This is a genomic window from Rhizobacter sp. AJA081-3 (assembly GCF_017795745.1).
In the GTDB taxonomy this organism is placed as follows: Bacteria; Pseudomonadota; Gammaproteobacteria; order Burkholderiales; family Burkholderiaceae_C; genus Piscinibacter.
The window spans coordinates 2,899,003-2,916,152 of record NZ_CP059067.1 but is presented as its reverse complement, the minus strand read 5'-3'; the positions used below and the strand labels follow the sequence as shown (position 1 = coordinate 2,916,152).

The 17,150-nt window shown below is 68.9% G+C and carries 18 protein-coding genes; 9 read left to right on the top strand and 9 right to left on the bottom strand.

Features of this window, described 5'->3' with window-relative positions:
* Nucleotides 1–8: 8 nt before the first annotated feature.
* Together HZ992_RS13890 and tsaE are read right to left on the bottom strand one after the other, a co-directional pair.
* A complete protein-coding gene (locus HZ992_RS13890) occupies nt 9–1,337 on the bottom strand; it encodes an N-acetylmuramoyl-L-alanine amidase (RefSeq protein WP_209382438.1) in 1,329 nt (442 codons plus the stop codon).
* Nucleotides 1,338–1,407: 70 nt separating this feature from the next.
* Nucleotides 1,408–1,872, bottom strand: coding sequence for a tRNA (adenosine(37)-N6)-threonylcarbamoyltransferase complex ATPase subunit type 1 TsaE (gene tsaE, locus HZ992_RS13885; protein ID WP_245213020.1), 465 nt, complete (start codon nt 1,870–1,872; stop codon nt 1,408–1,410).
* Between tsaE and queG the strand changes: the two genes are divergently transcribed.
* Nucleotides 1,873–2,970 carry a tRNA epoxyqueuosine(34) reductase QueG gene (gene queG, locus HZ992_RS13880; protein ID WP_209382437.1) on the top strand — a complete coding sequence of 366 codons (1,098 nt, stop codon included), beginning with the start codon at nt 1,873–1,875 and terminating at the stop codon, nt 2,968–2,970.
* Nucleotides 2,971–3,483: 513 nt separating this feature from the next.
* Here the strand turns inward: queG and HZ992_RS13875 are convergent.
* On the bottom strand, nt 3,484–4,386 hold the full coding sequence (locus HZ992_RS13875) for an AEC family transporter (protein WP_209382436.1): 903 nt from the start codon (nt 4,384–4,386) through the stop codon (nt 3,484–3,486).
* Nucleotides 4,387–4,505: 119 nt separating this feature from the next.
* Here HZ992_RS13875 and HZ992_RS13870 point away from each other — a divergent pair, with 119 nt between their 5' ends.
* The 6 genes from HZ992_RS13870 (at nt 4,506) to HZ992_RS13845 (ending at nt 9,184) form a co-directional block, all read left to right on the top strand.
* Nucleotides 4,506–5,096, top strand: a complete 591-nt coding sequence (locus tag HZ992_RS13870; RefSeq protein WP_209382435.1) for a chalcone isomerase family protein — start codon at nt 4,506–4,508, stop codon at nt 5,094–5,096.
* Between the two features lie 47 nt (nt 5,097–5,143).
* Nucleotides 5,144–6,115 (top strand): tripartite tricarboxylate transporter substrate binding protein BugE, encoded by a 972-nt coding sequence (locus HZ992_RS13865; protein WP_209382434.1) that lies wholly within the window; start codon nt 5,144–5,146, stop codon nt 6,113–6,115.
* Nucleotides 6,116–6,125: 10 nt separating this feature from the next.
* On the top strand, nt 6,126–7,028 hold the full coding sequence (gene xerD, locus HZ992_RS13860) for a site-specific tyrosine recombinase XerD (RefSeq protein WP_209382433.1): 903 nt from the start codon (nt 6,126–6,128) through the stop codon (nt 7,026–7,028).
* Between the two features lie 33 nt (nt 7,029–7,061).
* Nucleotides 7,062–7,424 (top strand): YciI family protein, encoded by a 363-nt coding sequence (locus HZ992_RS13855; RefSeq protein ID WP_209382432.1) that lies wholly within the window; start codon nt 7,062–7,064, stop codon nt 7,422–7,424.
* An 87-nt stretch (nt 7,425–7,511) separates the two neighbouring features.
* Nucleotides 7,512–7,901 (top strand): YciI family protein, encoded by a 390-nt coding sequence (locus HZ992_RS13850; protein ID WP_209382431.1) that lies wholly within the window; start codon nt 7,512–7,514, stop codon nt 7,899–7,901.
* Nucleotides 7,898–9,184 carry an RNA polymerase sigma factor gene (locus HZ992_RS13845; protein ID WP_209382430.1) on the top strand — a complete coding sequence of 429 codons (1,287 nt, stop codon included), beginning with the start codon at nt 7,898–7,900 and terminating at the stop codon, nt 9,182–9,184. Before HZ992_RS13850 ends, HZ992_RS13845 begins: the two co-directional genes overlap by 4 nt.
* Here the strand turns inward: HZ992_RS13845 and HZ992_RS13840 are convergent, their stop codons facing one another.
* Nucleotides 9,185–10,711, bottom strand: coding sequence for a fumarate hydratase (locus HZ992_RS13840; RefSeq protein WP_209382429.1), 1,527 nt, complete (start codon nt 10,709–10,711; stop codon nt 9,185–9,187).
* A gap of 70 nt (nt 10,712–10,781) precedes the next feature.
* Here HZ992_RS13840 and nhaA point away from each other — a divergent pair, with 70 nt between their 5' ends.
* Entirely contained in the window at nt 10,782–11,972 is a 1,191-nt protein-coding gene (nhaA, locus tag HZ992_RS13835) for a Na+/H+ antiporter NhaA (RefSeq protein WP_245213019.1), read from the top strand.
* Here the strand turns inward: nhaA and HZ992_RS13830 are convergent.
* Nucleotides 11,950–12,552 carry a TIGR00645 family protein gene (locus tag HZ992_RS13830; RefSeq protein ID WP_209382428.1) on the bottom strand — a complete coding sequence of 201 codons (603 nt, stop codon included), beginning with the start codon at nt 12,550–12,552 and terminating at the stop codon, nt 11,950–11,952. The genes nhaA and HZ992_RS13830 overlap by 23 nt on opposite strands.
* A gap of 143 nt (nt 12,553–12,695) precedes the next feature.
* On the opposite strand from HZ992_RS13830, the gene acs reads away from it, so the two are divergent.
* Complete coding sequence (gene acs, locus HZ992_RS13825; protein ID WP_209382427.1) at nt 12,696–14,660, top strand: acetate--CoA ligase; 1,965 nt, start codon at nt 12,696–12,698, stop codon at nt 14,658–14,660.
* A 62-nt stretch (nt 14,661–14,722) separates the two neighbouring features.
* On the opposite strand, the gene tolA is transcribed toward acs, so the two are convergent.
* Genes tolA through ybgC form a run of 4 tightly spaced genes read right to left on the bottom strand, consistent with a single transcriptional unit; the run spans nt 14,723 to nt 17,146 of the window.
* Nucleotides 14,723–15,559 carry a cell envelope integrity protein TolA gene (gene tolA, locus HZ992_RS13820; protein ID WP_209382426.1) on the bottom strand — a complete coding sequence of 279 codons (837 nt, stop codon included), beginning with the start codon at nt 15,557–15,559 and terminating at the stop codon, nt 14,723–14,725.
* Between the two features lie 7 nt (nt 15,560–15,566).
* Nucleotides 15,567–15,992: a protein TolR gene (tolR, locus tag HZ992_RS13815; RefSeq protein WP_209382425.1), complete on the bottom strand. Its 426-nt coding sequence runs from the start codon at nt 15,990–15,992 to the stop codon at nt 15,567–15,569.
* Nucleotides 15,993–15,995: 3 nt separating this feature from the next.
* Nucleotides 15,996–16,724, bottom strand: coding sequence for a protein TolQ (gene tolQ, locus HZ992_RS13810; protein ID WP_209382424.1), 729 nt, complete (start codon nt 16,722–16,724; stop codon nt 15,996–15,998).
* A complete protein-coding gene (ybgC, locus tag HZ992_RS13805) occupies nt 16,721–17,146 on the bottom strand; it encodes a tol-pal system-associated acyl-CoA thioesterase (protein ID WP_209382423.1) in 426 nt (141 codons plus the stop codon). Before ybgC ends, tolQ begins: the two co-directional genes overlap by 4 nt.
* Between the last annotated feature and the right edge of the window lie 4 nt (nt 17,147–17,150).

The following is a 17,150-nucleotide window of genomic DNA, read 5'->3' as shown; positions in this document are numbered from 1 at the left end:
GGTCTCGTTCACAACTGGCGCGTGCGCGCCAGAGGAGGATTGCGGGCGAAGTAGCGCGCGATGCCGGACACGAGTGCGTCGACCAGCTTCGCCTGGTAGAGCGGGTCGCGCAGCTTGGCCTCTTCCTCCGGGTTGGAGATGAAGGCCGTCTCGACCAGGATCGATGGAATGTCCGGCGCTTTCAGCACTGCGAAGCCGGCCTGCTCGACGCGCGGCTTGTGCAGCTTGCCGACCTTGCCGATCTGGCCCAGCACCTCGCTGCCGAGTTTCATGCTGTCCTTGATCTGCGCCGTGGTGCTCATGTCGAGCAGGGTGCGCATCACGTCGGCGTGGCGGTTCTTCACGTTGATGCCGCCCACGATGTCGGCGGCGTTTTCCTTGTCGGCCATCCAGCGCGCCGCGCTGCTGGATGCACCACCCTGGCTGAGCGCGAACACCGAGGCGCCGCGCGCCTGCGGCGTGAAGAAGGCGTCGGCGTGCAGCGACACGAACAAGTCGGCCTGCACGCGGCGCGCCTTGCGCACACGCTCCTGCAGCGGCACGAAGAAATCGGCGTCGCGCGTCAGCATCACGCGCATGCCGGCGCGTGCGTTGAGCTTGTCGCGCAGCTGCAGTGCGATGGCCAGCACCACGTCCTTCTCGCGCAGGCCGCTGGGGCCGATGGCGCCGGGGTCTTCGCCGCCATGGCCGGGGTCGAGCGCGACGACGATCAGGCGGTCGATCTTGCCCTTGGACAGCGGCGGCGGTTCCTTCGGCGCAGGCGTCTGCAAGCTTGGCGCCGAGGCCGGCGGCTTGGCGCCCGGCGGCCGCTCGACGCGGCCGATGAATTCTCCCAACGCGTCCTGCACGGCCTGCGCGGCTTGCTGTTCGGCGATCTCCTTCTCGTGGATCAGTGCGAGCAGCGGGTCGCGTTCCTTCACCGGGTAGAGGTCGAACACCATGCGGTGCTGGTAGGCGGCCACCGGCGGCAGCGTGAAGAGCTGCGGCGCGGTCGCCTGCTTCAGGTCGATCACCAGGCGCACGACGCGCGGCTGGTTCTGGCCGACACGCACGCCCTCGATGAAGGGGTCGTCGGAGCGCACCTTGCCGACGATCTCGCGCAGGGCGGGGCTGAGCTCGAGGCCATCGATGTCGATCACCAGGCGCTGCGGGTTCTGCGCGAGGAAGTGCTTCTCCGACAGCGGCGTGTCGGATTCGATCGTCACGCGCGTGTAGTCGTCGGCCGGCCAGACGCGCACCGCCACGATGGTGGCGCCGCGTGCGATCTGCGCTGCGCCGAGCGTCAGTACCAGCGAGCCCATGGCGCGGATCGCCTGGCGGCGTGACGTGCCGCTCATCCGTGCCCCCAGGTCGCTTCGCGCCCGCCCCCCGAGGGGGTGAGCCGGCATGGGGCGGCCCGGCGCTGGCTCATGCCAGCAGCTCCAGGCCGAGCGGCGTGCAGGCGGCGAGCGTGACGCGGCGCGTTTCGCCTTCGAGAGGCTCGATGTCCACGCGCAGGTCAGGCACCGGCAGCAGGCCCACGGCCTTCTCGGGCCATTCGGCGAGTTTCAGCCCCGGGCTGGCGAAGATGTCGCGAAAGCCCGCGTCCTCCCATTCCTGCGGGTCGTTGAATCGGTAGAAGTCGAAGTGCCAGACGCTGCCGCCGGGCAGTTCGTAGGGCTCCATCACCGCGTAGGTCGGGCTCTTCACGCGGCCGGCCACGCCCAGCGCGTGCAGCAGGTGGCGCGCGAAGGTCGTCTTGCCGGCGCCCAGCGGGCCGTGCAGTTCGATGAAGGCCTTGCGCAGCGGCGGCAGGGCGGCCAGCGATCGCGCGGTGGCGTCGCAGTCGGCCTCGGTGGCCCAATGCAGCGTGCGGCTTCCTAGAATCGTCAAATGAGCGTGCTTCGCGGGTTGGAAGGTCAGGCCCTGCTCGCGCAACTGCGCGGCTGGGCTCTGGCGGAAGGATTCTCCCAGATCGGAGTCGCCGACGTGGACCTCGGTTCCGCCGAGGCGGGCCTGCAGTCGTGGCTGCTCAACGGCTTTCACGGCTCGATGGACTACATGGCGCGCCACGGCCTGAAGCGGGCTCGGCCGGCTGAGCTGGTGCCGGGCACGGTGCGCGTGATCACCGCGCGGCTGGACTATCTGCCGCGTGCTGCGCCGGCGGAATGGCAGGCGGCGGAATGGCAGCGCCTGTCGCGCCCCGCCGAGGCTGTGGTGTCGATCTACGCACGTGGTCGCGACTATCACAAGGTGATGCGAAACCGCCTGCAGCGGGTGGCCGATCGGCTGGCAGAGGCGGTCGGCCCCTTCGGCCACCGTGTCTTCACCGACTCGGCACCGGTGCTCGAGGTCGAACTCGCCGCGAAGAGCGGTATCGGCTGGCGCGGCAAGCACACGCTGGCGCTGCACCGCGAGGGTGGATCGATGTTCTTCCTCGGCGAGATCTACGTCGACCTGCCGCTGCCGCTGACCGAGCCCGTGCCGCCGCATTGCGGCAGTTGCAGCGCCTGCATCGACGTCTGCCCCACGCAAGCCATCGTCGCGCCGTACCGGCTCGATGCGCGGCGCTGCATCTCCTACCTGACCATCGAGCACGACGGGCCAATCCCGTTGGAGCTGCGCGCTGCCATGGGCAACCGCATCTACGGCTGCGACGACTGCCAGCTCGCATGCCCGTGGAACAAGTATGCGCAGCGCGCCCCGCTGCCCGACTTCGACGCGCGCGCGCCGCTGGATGGTGCCACGCTGGCCGAGTTGTGGCGCTGGGACGAAGCCGAGTTCCTGCGCCGCACCGAAGGCAGCGCAATTCGTCGCATTGGCCATGCACGCTGGCGGCGCAACCTGGCGGTGGCGATGGGCAACGCTCTGCGCGCAGGCGTGAGCGCGGAGCAGGGCGAGGGGCTGCGCGAGGCCCTGCAAAGCGAGCGCGACGCGGCCGACGTGCTGCTGCGCGAGCATCTCGACTGGGCTCTGTCGCAGGGGGACTGAGACCGCCGGGACATTCGGTCCAGAGACAAGGTTCCGCGAATCTGGTCCGCTTTGCCTGCGACGGGCATGGTCGCAGGGCGACGGCGGTACCCGCGTTCTCCGGCCCACGCTCGCGGGCGGCCACTGCGGGCCGCCACCGTGTCCGCATCAACGCCGGGTGTGCCATGCCCTCGCCAGGGCGACCGCGAATGGGGCCTGCGCCCGCGGGCACCACCGCCGCCCTACCGGCATCCGCGGTGGCCTGCCGTCACGAAGTCCTCGGTGCTTGTGGGGCAGGTGGTTCGGGTATGCGATCGCAGGCCCCATTTCGCGGTCGCCCTGGCGGGAGCAGGCCGCATACGGTGTTGACGAGGCAGCGCGTTGCGGTACTCGGTGCTCGCCCGCGAGCGTGGGCCGGAGAGCGCATACCCGGACCGCCTGCCCACGCGCCCATCGCTGCGGACCTTCTTCGTCCTCGGCAACGGGCCGCAAGCCGCCTGTGCTGCTCGCTTTCCGCGGTGCATCACCCAGGGATCAGGCCAGCGCACGCAACGCCAGCAGCGCGAGCGGGAGGCCCACCATGCCGATCAGGGTGGACAGCGTCACCAGCCCGGCCACGAAACTGCCGTCGCCACCCATGCGCGCGGCCAGCACATAGGCGCTCGACGCCGTGGGCAGGGCGGCGAAGGCGACCACGATGGACTGCTGCGGCGGCGGCATCTGCAGCGCGATCACCAGCGCCACGGCCACGGCGGGCAGGATCGCATGGCGGATCGACAGCAGCGCGGCGGCCAACACGGGCGCGCGTTTCAGGCCCCCGAAGGTCAGGCCTGCGCCCACCGCCATCAGGCCCAGCGGCAGCGCGGCCGCACCGATGCGGCCGAGTGTGATGCTGGCCAGTTCGGGCAGGCGCAGGCCCAGCAGGTTGCACAGCAACCCGGCCGCGGTACTGACGATCAGCGGGTTCTTCGCCAGCTCACGCAGGAAGCCGTGGCCGCCGTGCCGCGCCAGCGGCCACACCGCGGCGATGTTGCACACCGGCACGCACAAGGCCACGAGCAGCGCCACCCAGGCCACGCCCTGCGTGCCGGCCAGACGCTCGGCCAGCGCCAACGCGACGTAGGAATTGAAGCGGAACGACACCTGTGCGCCCGAGGCGTGCAGCCGCGCGTCGACACCGGGCCACAGGCGCAGCGCATAGGCCAACGCCACACCCACCGACACCACGGCCAGGCCGCAGGCAGCCAGCGTGGCGGCGGCCGAGGGCTGCATCGGGTGGCGCAGGATGGCGCTGAACAGCAGCGCGGGGAACAGCAGGTAGTAGACGAGGCGCTCGACGCCGTCCCACACCGGGCGGTTCAGCGGCGTGTGTCGGCACACCAGCCACCCGATCACGATGAGGGTGAAATCGGGCAGCAGCAGCAAGGCGTCGGGCATGATGCGAGTGTGCCAGCGGGCCCCGCATGTCCGGGTCCACCCTGTTCGTACTTCCCACACGCCACCCTGTCGTCGCCGCAGGCACGATAGCCGTTGAGGCCCTGCGAGGAGCCTTGCCGATGAGTCGAAAACTGTTGCACAGCCTGAGAACCGCCTGCCTGACCTGGATGCTCGTTGCCGGCACCGGCGTGCAGGCGACGGTCATCGAGGGCCAGCACTTCGACGACCGCCTGCGCCTGGCCGACACCGAACTGGTGCTCAACGGCGTGGGCCTGCGGGCGGTGGCCTGGCTGAAAGGTTATGCCGCAGGGCTGTACATCGCGCAGAAGGCCTCCACGCCCGAGGCCGTGATCGCGGTCAAGGGGCCCAAGCGCATCCGCATGAAGATGATGGTCGAGGTCGAGTCCAAAGAATTCGTCAAGGCCTTCGACAAGGGCATGAAGCGCAACCTGAGCGAAGCCGAGTTCGCCGTGCTGACCGATCGCATGGCGAAGTTCGACGCCATCGTGAATGCCCTGGTCAAGCTGAAGAAGGGCGACGTGGTCGACCTCGACTACCTGCCCGCGCGCGGCCTCGTGCTCAGCCTGAACGGCGTTGCCAAGGGCGAGGCCTTGCCCGGCGAAGACCTCTACGCCGGCCTGCTGAAGATCTTCATCGGCACGCGGCCGGTGGACGCCAAGCTCAAGGCCGGGCTGCTCGGATCGGCCTGAGCGCACCCACCTACACTTTCACCATCCTCAGTCCGGAGAATCCGCCCATGCAACGCCGAACCCTCCTCGCCACGATCACCCTGTCGCTTGTGGCCGCCTCTCCGCTGGCCTGGTCGCAGGCCTACCCGACCAAGCCGGTTCGCCTGGTCGTGCCCTTCGCGCCGGGCGGCACCACCGACATCGTCGCGCGGGTGGTCTCCGAGAAGATCTCCGGGCCGCTAGGCCAGACCCTGGTGGTCGAGAACAAGGCCGGCGGCGGCGGCTCGGTGGGCGCGAACGAGGTGGCGAAGGCCGCACCCGATGGCTACACCGTCGGCATGGCCACGGTGTCGACCACGGCGGCGAACCCGGCCATCAACCCGAAGATCCCATACAACCCGTTGACCGACTTCACGCCGATCATCAACGTGGCGGCCACGCCGAACGTGATCGCGGTGCACCCGAGCTTCCCGGCGCGCGACTACAAGGGCTTCCTCGCCGAACTGAAGAAGAGCCCGGGCAAGTACAGCTACGCGAGCTCGGGCACCGGCGGCATCGGCCACCTGCAGACCGAGCTGTTCAAGAACCTGTCGGGCACCTTCATCACCCACATCCCGTACCGCGGAGCAGGCCCGGCGCTGAACGACACGGTGGCTGGCCAGGTGCCGATCATCTTCGACAACCTGCCCTCGGCACTGCCTTTCATCAAGGACGGCCGGCTGATCCCGATCGTGGTGGCGGCTCCCGCGCGCTTGTCGCAGTTGCCCAACGTGCCGACCTTCAAGGAAGTCGGCCTGGAGCCCGTGAACCGCATGGCCTACTACGGCATCTACGGGCCCAAGGGGCTGTCGAAGGAAGTCGTCGAGAAGATCTCGTCGGCGGTGAAGAAGACGCTGGAAGACCCGGCGGTGAAGAAGCGCATCGAGGACACCGGCTCGCTGATCGTGGCCAACACGCCCGAGGAGTTCGCCGCGCAGATCGCTGCCGAGCTGGCGGTCTACAAGAAGGTCGTGGCGGCGCAGAAGCTCGCGCTGGAGTGAGCGTTCGACAGTGAGCGCCGAGCAGGCGAGCGCCGAGGCCATCGACCGCTTCGCCGACGCGCTGTGGATCGAGGACGGCCTGGCCGCCAACACGCTGGCGGCCTACCGTCGTGACCTCGGCCTCTATGCGGCCTGGCTGGCTCGCACGCATGCGCGCTCGATCAACCAGACCACCGAGGCCGACCTGCTCGCCTACGCGGTGACGCGCCACGCCGGCAGCAAGGCGACCTCTTCGAATCGCCGCCTGACGGTGTTCAAGCGCTACTTTCGATGGGCGCTGCGCGAGCACCTCGTGCAGGCCGACCCGACGCTCAAGCTGCTGGCGGCCCGCCAGCCGCTGCGTGTGCCCAAGACCTTGAGCGAGGCGCAGGTCGAGGCGCTGCTGGCTGCCCCCGATGTCGACACCCCACTGGGCCTGCGCGACCGGACCATGCTCGAGCTGATGTACGCCAGCGGCCTGCGGGTGAGCGAATTGGTCACGCTCAGGACCGTGCACCTGGGCCTCACGGAAGGCGCGCTGCGCGTCACCGGCAAGGGCTCGAAGGAACGCCTCGTGCCCTTCGGCGAAGAGGCGCACATGTGGCTGCAGCGCTACCTGACGACGGCCCGCGGCGAGATCCTGCACGGCCAGGCGAGCGACGCGCTGTTCGTCACCGGCCGCGGCGGCGCGATGACGCGGCAGATGTTCTGGAAGCTCATCAAGGCGCATGCACTGCGCGGCGGCGTGCACGTGCCGCTGTCGCCGCACACGCTGCGCCACGCCTTCGCCACGCACCTGCTCAACCACGGCGCCGACCTGCGCGCGGTGCAGATGCTGCTCGGCCACGCCGACATCTCGACGACGACGATCTACACCCACGTGGCACGCGAGCGGCTGAAGTCGCTGCACGCCCAGCACCATCCGCGCGGCTGAGCCGGTGTCCTTGACTTGCGCTAACCTGCGCGCATGCGATACATGCTCCTCATCGTCGAGCCGCCCGGGCAGCGTTCGACCCGCACCCTGGCCGAAGGCCAGGCCGCCTACGACAGCATGCGCCGCTTCGGCGAGCAATTGCAGCAGCGTGGCCAGCTGGTGGCCGTGGAATCACTGGCCTCGACACGTTCGGCCACGCGCGTGGCGCGGCAGGGCGAGAAGGTCACGCTGCTCGACGGCCCCTTCGCCGAGGCGAAGGAGATGGTCGGCGGCTTCTTCATGATCGAGGTCGACAGCCGCGAGCAGGCGCTGGCCATCGCCGCCGAATGCCCTGCGTCGCAGTGGTGCCAGGTCGAGGTGCGGCCGCTGGCGCCGTGTTTCGACGATTCCATCTGACGCATCGGCCCGTCGAATACGCGCGGGGCCGTTCGTCGTGGATCTGAGCGGGGCGGGAGCCTTGCCATCGACGCGAGGAGTACCGGCATGCGCTACATGATCATCGTGCGGGCGACGGCCATGTCCGAGGCCGGCATCATCCCCGAAGACCCCGGCCTGATGGCCGACATGGCGGCCTTCCACGAGGATCTGGCCAAGGCCGGCGTGCTGCTCGATGCCGCCGGACTGCAGCCCAGCGCCCGGGGCTGGCGCGTGCGCCACGGCCACGGCAAGCCCGTGGTGGTCGACGGCCCCTTCGCCGAGACCAAGGAGCTGATCGCCGGCTACACGGTGATCCAGGTGCGCTCGCCGGACGAGGCCATGGAGTGGTCGCGGCGCTTTCCGCGGCCGTTCCCGGCCGGCATCGACTGCGAGATCGAGGTGCGACGCCTGTACGAGCTGGCGGATTTCGCGCCCGACCTGGCCGGCAAGGCATGAGCGCCGAGGCAACGCACCGTGCGATCGATGCCGTCTGGCGCATCGAGTCGGCGCGCATCGTCGCCAGCGTCGCGCGAATGGTGCGCGACATCGGCCTGGCCGAGGAGCTGGCGCAGGACGCGCTGATCGCCGCGCTGGAGCACTGGCCGCGCGACGGTGTGCCCGACAACCCGGGGGCCTGGCTGATGACCACCGCGAAGCACCGCGCGCTCGACAGGCTGCGCCGCGACAAGCGCCTGGGCGAGAAGCTCGACGAGATCGGCGCCGACCTCGAGGCGCAGCAGGCGCTGGTGGTGCCCGACTTCGTCGATGCGCTCGACGCCGCGCGCGAGGACGAGATCGGCGACGACCTGCTGCGCCTGATCTTCACCGCCTGCCACCCGGTGCTCGGCACCGAGGCACGGCTGGCGCTGACGCTCAAGCTGCTCGGCGGCCTGTCGACCGAGGAGATCGCGCGCGCCTTCCTGGTCGCCGAGCCCACTGTCGCGCAGCGCATCGTGCGCGCCAAGCGCACGTTGTCGGCGGCGCGCGTGCCCTTCGAAGTGCCGCGCGGTCCGGCGCTGGGCGAGCGCCTGGCCTCGGTGCTCGAGGTGATCTACCTGATCTTCAACGAAGGCTACACCGCCACCTCGGGCGCCGACTGGATGCGCCCGGCGCTGACCGGCGAGGCGCTGCGCCTGGGCCGCGTGCTGGCCGAGCTGGTGCCGCCGGAGCCCGAGGTGCACGGCCTCGTGGCGTTGATGGAACTGCAAGCCTCGCGCGTCGCGGCGCGAGTCGATGCGCAGGGCCGACCGGTGCTGCTGATGGACCAGAACCGCGGCCGCTGGGACCGGCTGCTGATCCGCCGCGGCCTGCTCGCGCTGGAACGTGCCGAGGCGTTGTGCGTGCAAGCCGGCGGCCCGCTCGGGCCCTACGCGCTGCAGGCCGGCATCGCCGCCTGCCATGCGCGCGCCGGCACGCCCGACGAGACCGACTGGCCGCGCATCGTGGCGCTGTACGACGCGCTGGCGCAGGTCTCCCCCTCGCCGGTGGTCGAGCTCAACCGCGCAGTGGCGGTGGGCATGGCTTTCGGGCCAGCGGCCGCGCTGCAGTTGGTGGAAACACTGGCCGACGAGCCCTCGCTGAAGCAGTACCAGTGGCTGCCCAGCGTGCGCGCCGACCTGCTCGTCAAGCTCGGCCGCCGCGAGGAGGCGCGTGCCGAGTTCGAGCGCGCCGCCGCGCTGGCGCGCAACGAGCGCGAGCGCGAGCTGCTGCTGGAGCGCGCCCGCGCGATGGCGCCCTGATCAGGCCACCGCGACCGGGATCTTGCCGATCTTCGCCTGCCACTCCTTCGGGCCGGTGTCGTGCACGCTGGTGCCCAGGGCGTCCACGGCGACCGTCACCGGCATGTCCTGGATCTCGAACTCGTAGATCGCTTCCATGCCCAGGTCGGCAAAGCCGGCCACGCGCGACTTCTTGATCGCCTTGGCGACGAGGTAGGCCGCGCCGCCCACCGCCATCAGGTAGGCACTCTTGTGCTTGCGGATCGCCTCGATGGCCACCGGGCCGCGCTCGGCCTTGCCGACCATCGCGAACAGGCCGGTTTGCGCCAGCATCATCTCGGTGAACTTGTCCATGCGCGTGGCGGTGGTCGGGCCGGCCGGGCCGACGACCTCGTCGCGCACCGGGTCGACCGGGCCGACGTAGTAGATGACGCGGTTGGTGAAGTCCACCGGCAGCTTCTCGCCCTTGGCCAGCATGTCCTGGATGCGCTTGTGCGCGGCATCGCGGCCGGTGAGCATCTTGCCGGACAGCAGCAGCGTGTCGCCCGGTTTCCAGCTGGCCACCTGCTCCCTGGTCAGCGTGTCGAGGTTGACCTTCTTGCTCTTGTTGTAGTCGGGCTGCCAGTGCACGTCGGGCCACAGGTCCAGGCTCGGCGGGTCGATGTAGGCCGGGCCGGAGCCGTCGAGCACGAAGTGCGCGTGGCGCGTGGCCGCGCAGTTCGGGATCATCGCCACCGGCTTGCTCGCCGCGTGCGTCGGGTACATGGCGATCTTCACGTCGAGCACGGTGGTCAGGCCGCCCAGCCCTTGCGCGCCGATGCCCAGCGCGTTGACCTTGTCGCACAGCTCGATGCGCAGCTCCTCGGTCTTGTTCTGCGGGCCGCGCTTCTTCAGATCGAACATGTCGATCGGGTCCATCAGCACCTCCTTGGCCATCAGCATGGCCTTCTCGGCGGTGCCGCCGATGCCGATGCCCAGCATGCCCGGCGGGCACCAGCCGGCGCCCATGGTCGGCACGGTCTTCATCACCCAGTCGACCAGGCTGTCGCTCGGGTTGAGCATGACGAACTTGCTCTTGTTCTCGCTGCCGCCGCCCTTGGCCGCGACCTGCACGTCCACCGTGTTGCCTGGCACCACGCTCATGTGCACGACGGCGGGCGTGTTGTCCTTGGTGTTCTTGCGATCGAACTGCGGGTCGGCCACGATCGACGCGCGCAGCGTGTTCTCGGGGTCGTTGTAGCCGCGGCGGACGCCTTCGTTGATGGCGTCTTCGATCGAGCCGGAAAAGCCCTCGAAGCGCACGTCCATGCCGATCTTCAGGAACACGTTGACGATGCCGGTGTCCTGGCAGATCGGGCGGCGGCCCTCGGCGCACATCTTCGAGTTGGTCAGGATCTGCGCAATAGCGTCCTTCGCCGCCGGGCTCTGTTCCTGCGCATAGGCGCGCGCCAGATGCTCGATGAAGTCTGCCGGGTGGTAGTAGCTGATGTACTGCAGGGCCGCGGCGACGCTGTCGACGAGGTCGGCGTATCGGATGGTGGTGGTCATGGCGGGCGTCCGGGAGGGGATTTCGAACTCGGGAACAATGCGGTCGAGTTTACTGAACGAGGGCGACACCTTGCTGACGGGAATCCGACGTTTCATCCAGTCCGAATCGGCCGGCGGCGTGGTGCTCGGCCTGGCGGCATTGGCCGCGCTGATCGTGGCCAATTCGCCGCTGGGCACCTGGTACGAATCCTTCGTCCACCTGCGGCTGGAGCTGAAGCTCGGCGGCGCGGTGCTGCTGTCCAAGCCGTTGCTGCTGTGGGTCAACGACCTGTGGATGGCCGTGTTCTTCTTCCTCGTCGGCCTCGAGATCAAGCGAGAGATGCTGGAGGGCGAACTGGCGTCGCTGAAGCAGTCCGTGCTGCCCGCCGGTGCGGCCCTGGGCGGGATGCTGGTGCCGGCGCTGATCTACGTGGCCATCAACTGGGGCAACGAGGTGGCGCTGCGCGGCTGGGCCATCCCGACCGCCACCGACATCGCCTTCGCGCTGGGCATCCTGATGCTGCTGGGCTCGCGCGTGCCAACCTCGCTGAAGGTGTTCCTGACGGCGGTGGCGATCATCGACGACCTGGGGGCGATCATCGTGATCGCCCTGTTCTATACCGACAACCTGTCGGCCACGATGCTGGCCGCCGCCGGCGCCGGCATCGCGGTGCTGTTCGCACTGAACCGCGCGCGGGTCACGAACCTCGCTCCCTACGTGCTGGTGGGCCTGGTCGTCTGGTTCTGCGTGCTCAAGTCGGGCGTTCATGCGACGCTGGCCGGCGTGATCACCGCGCTGGCGGTGCCGATGCGCCGCCCGGACGGCGGCTCGCCGGTCGAGGACACCGAGCACGCGCTGCACCCCTGGGTCGCCTTCCTGGTGCTGCCGGTGTTTGCCTTCGTCAACGCGGGCGTGTCGCTCGAGGGCGTGACGGCGTCGACATTGACCCAGTCGGTGCCGCTGGGCATCGCTGCCGGCCTGATCGTCGGCAAGGCGATCGGCGTGTTCGGCGCCTCGTGGCTGATCGTCAAGCTTGCCGGGGCGAGCTTTCCGGCCGGGGCGTCGATGCGCCAGTTCTTCGCCGTGTGCGTGCTGTGCGGCGTCGGCTTCACGATGAGCCTGTTCATCGGCGGCCTGGCCTTCGAGGGCCAGGATGCGATCTACGAGACGCAGCTGAAGATCGGCGTGCTCGGCGGCTCGATGCTGTCGGCGCTGCTCGCCGTGGCGCTGATGCTGTCCGCGCCGCGGCGCGGCGCGCTCAGTGATCCTTCGCCGGGCTGATCAGCAGCCGGTCGGTCATCGCGATGGCCATCGCCGAGAGCAGGAAGGCGACGTGGATGGTCGTCTGCCACAGCAGCACCTTGTCGGTGTAGTTGGCGGCATTGATGAAGGTCTTGAGCAGGTGGATCGAGCTGATGCCGATGATGGCGGTGGCCAGCTTGACCTTCAGCACCGAGGCGTTGACGTGGCTGAGCCACTCCGGCTGGTCAGGGTGGCCTTCGAGGTCGAGCCGCGACACGAAGGTCTCGTAGCCGCCCACGATCACCATGATCAGCAGGTTGGAGATCATCACCACGTCGATCAGCGCCAGCACGACCAGCATGATGATCGTCTCGTTCAGCGCGGTCGGCGCCACGTCGCTCTTGTAGCCGATGCTCGAGACCAGCTTTTCCAGCGCGCCGGCATTGCCGAAGGCGGCCTCGATCAGGTGCACCAGCTCCACCCAGAAATGGAAAACGTAGACACCCTGGGCGAGGATCAGCCCCAGGTACAGCGGCAGCTGCAGCCAGCGGCTGGCGAAGATCAGCCGGGGCAAAGGCCGCTGGGGGGTGAAGGTCGGCGGGGTATCGGGTGCGGACATGGGGTGATCGCTTCGGGTTACTCTCGTGTTGGCGCAGGATTCTAGGCTGCGTAGCATGACAGACGGGGTGGGGCGTCAGGCCTTCGTAAGAGCATCTGCCTAATGTCCCGGGAAAGCTTCAACCATCACATCCAGGAGACCTCATGAGCACCAGCAACCTGTATCCGCCGCCGGAATCCGCCATCAAGGGCGCCCACGTCTCCGGCATCGAGGCGTACAACAAGCTGTGCGCCGAGGCCGAGTCCGACTACGAAGGCTTCTGGGCCCGCCAGGCCCGCGAGCTTGTCAGCTGGAAGAAGCCCTTCACCAAGGTGCTCGACGAGAGCAATGCGCCGTTCTTCAAGTGGTTCGAGGACGGCCAGCTCAACGTCTCCTACAACTGCCTGGACCGCAACGTCGAAAAGGGCCTGGGCGACAAGACCGCCATCATCTTCGAGGCCGATGACGGCAAGGTCACCAAGGTCACGTACAAGTCGCTGCTGGCGCAGACCTGCCAGCTCGCCAACGCGCTGAAGGCGCGCGGCATCAAGAAGGGCGATCGCGTCGTCATCTACATGTCGATGAGCGTCGAGGGCGTGGTCGCGATGCAGGCCTGCGCGCGCATCGGCGCGACGCACTCGGTGGTGTTCGGCGGCTTCTCGGCGCAATCGCTTCGCGACCGCATCGAGGATGCCGGTGCCGTGGCCGTGATCACCGCCGACGAGCAGCTGCGCGGCGGCAAGCAGCTGCCGCTGAAGTCCATCGTCGACGAGGCGCTCGCGCTGGGCGGCTGCGACGCCATCAAGAACGTCATCGTCTACAAGCGCACCGGCGGCAACATCGCCTGGAACGCGCCGCGCGACCAGTGGCTGCACGAGGTCGTGGCCGGCCAGAGCACCACCTGCGAGCCGGAGTGGGTGGGTGCCGAGCACCCGCTGTTCCTGCTCTATACCTCGGGCTCGACGGGCAAGCCCAAGGGCGTGCAGCACAGCACCGGCGGCTACCTGCTGCATGCGGCGCTCACCACCAAGTGGACCTTCGATCTGAAGGACAACGACATCTTCTGGTGCACCGCCGACATCGGCTGGGTCACCGGCCACACCTACATCGCCTACGGCCCGCTGGCGCTGGGCGGCACCGAGATCGTCTTCGAGGGCGTGCCCACCTACCCGGATGCCGGCCGCTTCTGGAAGATGATCCAGGACCACAAGGTCACGATCTTCTACACCGCGCCGACGGCGATCCGCTCGCTGATCAAGGCCGCGGAGGCCAACGCCGCGGTGCACCCGAAGAGCTACGACCTGACGAGCCTGCGCATCCTCGGCTCGGTGGGCGAGCCGATCAACCCGGCCGCCTGGGAGTGGTATCACAAGCACGTGGGCGGCGGCCGCTGCCCGATCGTCGACACCTTCTGGCAGACCGAGACCGGCGGCCACATGATCACGCCGCTGCCGGGCGCCACCACGCTGGTGCCGGGCTCCTGCACGCTGCCCTTCCCGGGCATCATGGCCGCGGTGGTCGACGAGACCGGCAAGGACGTGCCCTGGGGCCAGGGTGGCATCCTGGTCGTCAAGCGCCCGTGGCCGAGCATGATCCGCACCATCTGGGGTGACCCGGAGCGCTACAAGAAGAGCTACTACCCGGAAGACTTCAAGGGCAAGTACTACCTCGCCGGCGACGGTGCGATCCGCGACGAGAAGACCGGGTACTTCACCATCACCGGCCGCATCGACGACGTGCTGAACGTCTCGGGCCACCGCATGGGCACGATGGAGATCGAGTCGGCGCTGGTCTCGCACACCGAACTGGTGGCCGAGGCTGCCGTGGTCGGCCGTCCGGACGACACCACCGGCGAGGCGATCTGCGCCTTCGTGGTGCTGAAGCGCCCGCGCCCGACCGGCGAGGAAGCCAAGCGCATCGCCAAGGAACTGCGTGACTGGGTCGGCAAGGAGATTGGCCCGATCGCCAAGCCCAAGGACATCCGCTTCGGCGACAACCTGCCGAAGACCCGCTCGGGCAAGATCATGCGCCGCCTGCTGCGCTCGGTGGCCAAGGGCGAGACGATCACGCAGGACACGTCCACCTTGGAGAACCCGGCCATCCTGGACCAGCTCTCGCAGGTCAACTGAGGCTGCGGCTCGCAACGAAACGCGGCGCCGAGGCGCCGCGTTTTCGTTGGGGCGGCCCGAATCTACTCGTGGGGCCTGAAGCTGATCTCGAAGGCGGGCGGCACGCGCCCGTCGGTGTCGCGCGGCAGCACCTCGGTCTTGTCGATGGCGCGCAGCACGGCCTCGTCCCAGGCCGGCACGCCACTGCTCTTGAGCAGGCGGCGGCCGATGATGGTGCCATCAGGCCCCGCCTTGACCTCGACGGTGGCCTGCGGGTTGCCGGTGATGGTGTCGCCGAACACGATGTTGGGCATGATGCGCGCCTTGATGCGCCCGGCGTAGGTGGCCGACGGCCCGGCGGTGCGCGCGGCGGTGCCAGTGGAGTTGGGCTCGCCCGTCGCGCCGGCGATGCCCGCCAGGCGCTTGAGCTGGTCTTCGCGGCGCTTCTCGGCGGCGGCGGCTTCGGCCACGGCGCGCTTCTGCTGCTCCGCGGCTTCCTTCTTCTTCTTGTCGAGCTCGGCCTGCTTGCGCAGCGCCTCGTCCTTCTGGCGCTGCTGTTCTTCGCGCCTCGCCTCTTCCTTGCGCTTCTCTTCCTCGCGCTTGGCCTTCTCGATGGCGATCTGGGCGTCGGGCACCTTCTGCACCGGCTCGACCTTGGGCGGCGGCGGAGGCGGTTCCACCTTCTTCGGCTGGGGCTGCGGCGTGGGCTCGGGTTCGACCGCCCGCGGCGCGGCAATCTGCGGCACGGCGGCCCACAGCTCGGCCTCGACGCCGGCCGGATTGCTCGAGCGCCAGTTGACGCTGAAGGCCAGCGCCACCAACAGCAACGCGTGCGCCAGCAGCGCCAGGCCGAGCCCACGGCCCAGGCCGTCGGGGTTGCGCGGAATCAGCGCGTCACGGGTCAGCGTGGCGGCGGTCATCGTTCGATCAGGCTCCGCCGCTCTTCACCGACAGGCCCACGCGCTGTACGCCGGAGCGCTGCAATGTGTCCATCACCTTGACGACGGACTCGTACTTCACCGCCTTGTCGGCGGAGATCACCACCGGCGTATTCGCATCGCCCGCCTGCGCCTGCTTCACGCGCGCGGCCAGCGACTTCAGGTTGACGGGGTCGGTGTCCTTGCCGTCCAGGCGCATCTTCAGCGCCTCGTCGCCGACCACCACCACCTCGATCACGTGCTCGGGCCGCTGCTTGGCCTTGCCCACGGTGGGCAGGTCGATCACGCCGGTCGTGATCAGCGGCGCGGTGACCATGAAGATGATCAGCAGCACCAGCATCACGTCGATGAAGGGCACCATGTTGATCTCGCTGATGGTGCGGCGGCGCGAGCCGCGGGAGGCGACGGCAGGCATGGCTCAGCGCGAGTGGGAGAAGCCGCTGCTGGCGTGCGCGTGGGCCGCGGCCGGGGCGGGCGGGGCGCCGGTATTGCGCTGCAGGATGTTCGAGAACTCGTCGATGAAGGTCTCGAGCTGCAGCGCGATGCGGTCGATGTCGCGCGCGAAGCGGTTGTAGGCGATCACCGCCGGGATGGCCGCGAACAGGCCGATCGCCGTGGCCACCAGCGCCTCGGCGATGCCGGGGGCGACGGTGGCCAGCGTCACCTGCTGCATGTTCGACAGGCCGACGAAGGCGTGCATGATCCCCCACACCGTGCCGAACAGGCCCACGTAGGGGCTCACCGAGCCCACCGAAGCGAGGAAGGACAGGTTGGACTCCACTGCGTCGACCTCGCGCTGGAAGCTCGCGCGCATCGCGCGGCGCGCGCCGTCGAGCAGCGCGCCGGGGTCGGCGACGCGGCGCTCGCGCAGCTTGAGGAACTCGCGCATGCCGGAGGCGAAGATGCGCTCCATCGGCGCCCCGTCGGTGCGCTTGGCGGCGTCGGCATACAGCTCGTTGAGGTTGCGACCGGCCCAGAACTCGCGTTCGAACTCCTCGTTGTCGCCGCGCACGCGCTTGAGGCCGAAGATCTTGCCGAAGATCACCGTCCAGCTGGCCAGCGAGGCGATCAGCAGGCCGGCCATGACCAGCTGCACCACCAGGCTGGCTTGCGTGACGAGGGTGAAGATCGAGAGGTCCTGGTTCATCGCAGTTTTTCGAGGATGCCGTTCGGAATGCGGCGGGGGGTGAAAGTTCCGGCGTCGACGCAGCCGATGCGGATGCTTCCTTCGGCCAGCAGCTGCGCAGGCGCCGCGCCGTGGCGCCAGGCCTGCTGCTGCAGGGTCATCGAGACGCGCCCCAGGTCGACAGGCAGCACGGTGACTTCGATCAGGTCGTCCAGCCGGGCCGGGCTCAGGTAGCGCACCGAAGTATCGGCGACGACGAAGATCGCACCTGTTTCGGTTCGCAAGCGCTCCTGGCCGAAGCCCAGGCTGCGCAGCCATTCGGTGCGCGCACGTTCGAAGAACTTCAGGTAGTTGGCGTAGAACACCACGCCACCGGCGTCGGTGTCTTCCCAGTACACGCGCAGCGTGTGGCGAAACGGCGTGGTGGCGTCGGGCGCGTTCAAGCGC

Bases quoted from the DNA above. Each gene is read 5' to 3' on its own strand.
- HZ992_RS13840 (WP_209382429.1), bottom strand. From the start codon at position 10,711: ATGACCACCACCATCCGATACGCCGACCTCGTCGACAGCGTCGCCGCG.
- HZ992_RS13870 (WP_209382435.1), top strand. From the start codon at position 4,506: ATGAGTCGAAAACTGTTGCACAGCCTGAGAACCGCCTGCCTGACCTGG.
- queG (WP_209382437.1), top strand. From the start codon at position 1,873: ATGAGCGTGCTTCGCGGGTTGGAAGGTCAGGCCCTGCTCGCGCAACTG.
- acs (WP_209382427.1), top strand. From the start codon at position 12,696: ATGAGCACCAGCAACCTGTATCCGCCGCCGGAATCCGCCATCAAGGGC.
- HZ992_RS13865 (WP_209382434.1), top strand. From the start codon at position 5,144: ATGCAACGCCGAACCCTCCTCGCCACGATCACCCTGTCGCTTGTGGCC.
- HZ992_RS13890 (WP_209382438.1), bottom strand. From the start codon at position 1,337: ATGAGCGGCACGTCACGCCGCCAGGCGATCCGCGCCATGGGCTCGCTG.
- HZ992_RS13845 (WP_209382430.1), top strand. From the start codon at position 7,898: ATGAGCGCCGAGGCAACGCACCGTGCGATCGATGCCGTCTGGCGCATC.
- tolA (WP_209382426.1), bottom strand. From the start codon at position 15,559: ATGACCGCCGCCACGCTGACCCGTGACGCGCTGATTCCGCGCAACCCC.
- HZ992_RS13830 (WP_209382428.1), bottom strand. From the start codon at position 12,552: ATGTCCGCACCCGATACCCCGCCGACCTTCACCCCCCAGCGGCCTTTG.
- tolQ (WP_209382424.1), bottom strand. From the start codon at position 16,724: ATGAACCAGGACCTCTCGATCTTCACCCTCGTCACGCAAGCCAGCCTG.
- HZ992_RS13850 (WP_209382431.1), top strand. From the start codon at position 7,512: ATGCGCTACATGATCATCGTGCGGGCGACGGCCATGTCCGAGGCCGGC.
- HZ992_RS13855 (WP_209382432.1), top strand. From the start codon at position 7,062: ATGCGATACATGCTCCTCATCGTCGAGCCGCCCGGGCAGCGTTCGACC.
- tolR (WP_209382425.1), bottom strand. From the start codon at position 15,992: ATGCCTGCCGTCGCCTCCCGCGGCTCGCGCCGCCGCACCATCAGCGAG.
- HZ992_RS13875 (WP_209382436.1), bottom strand. From the start codon at position 4,386: ATGCCCGACGCCTTGCTGCTGCTGCCCGATTTCACCCTCATCGTGATC.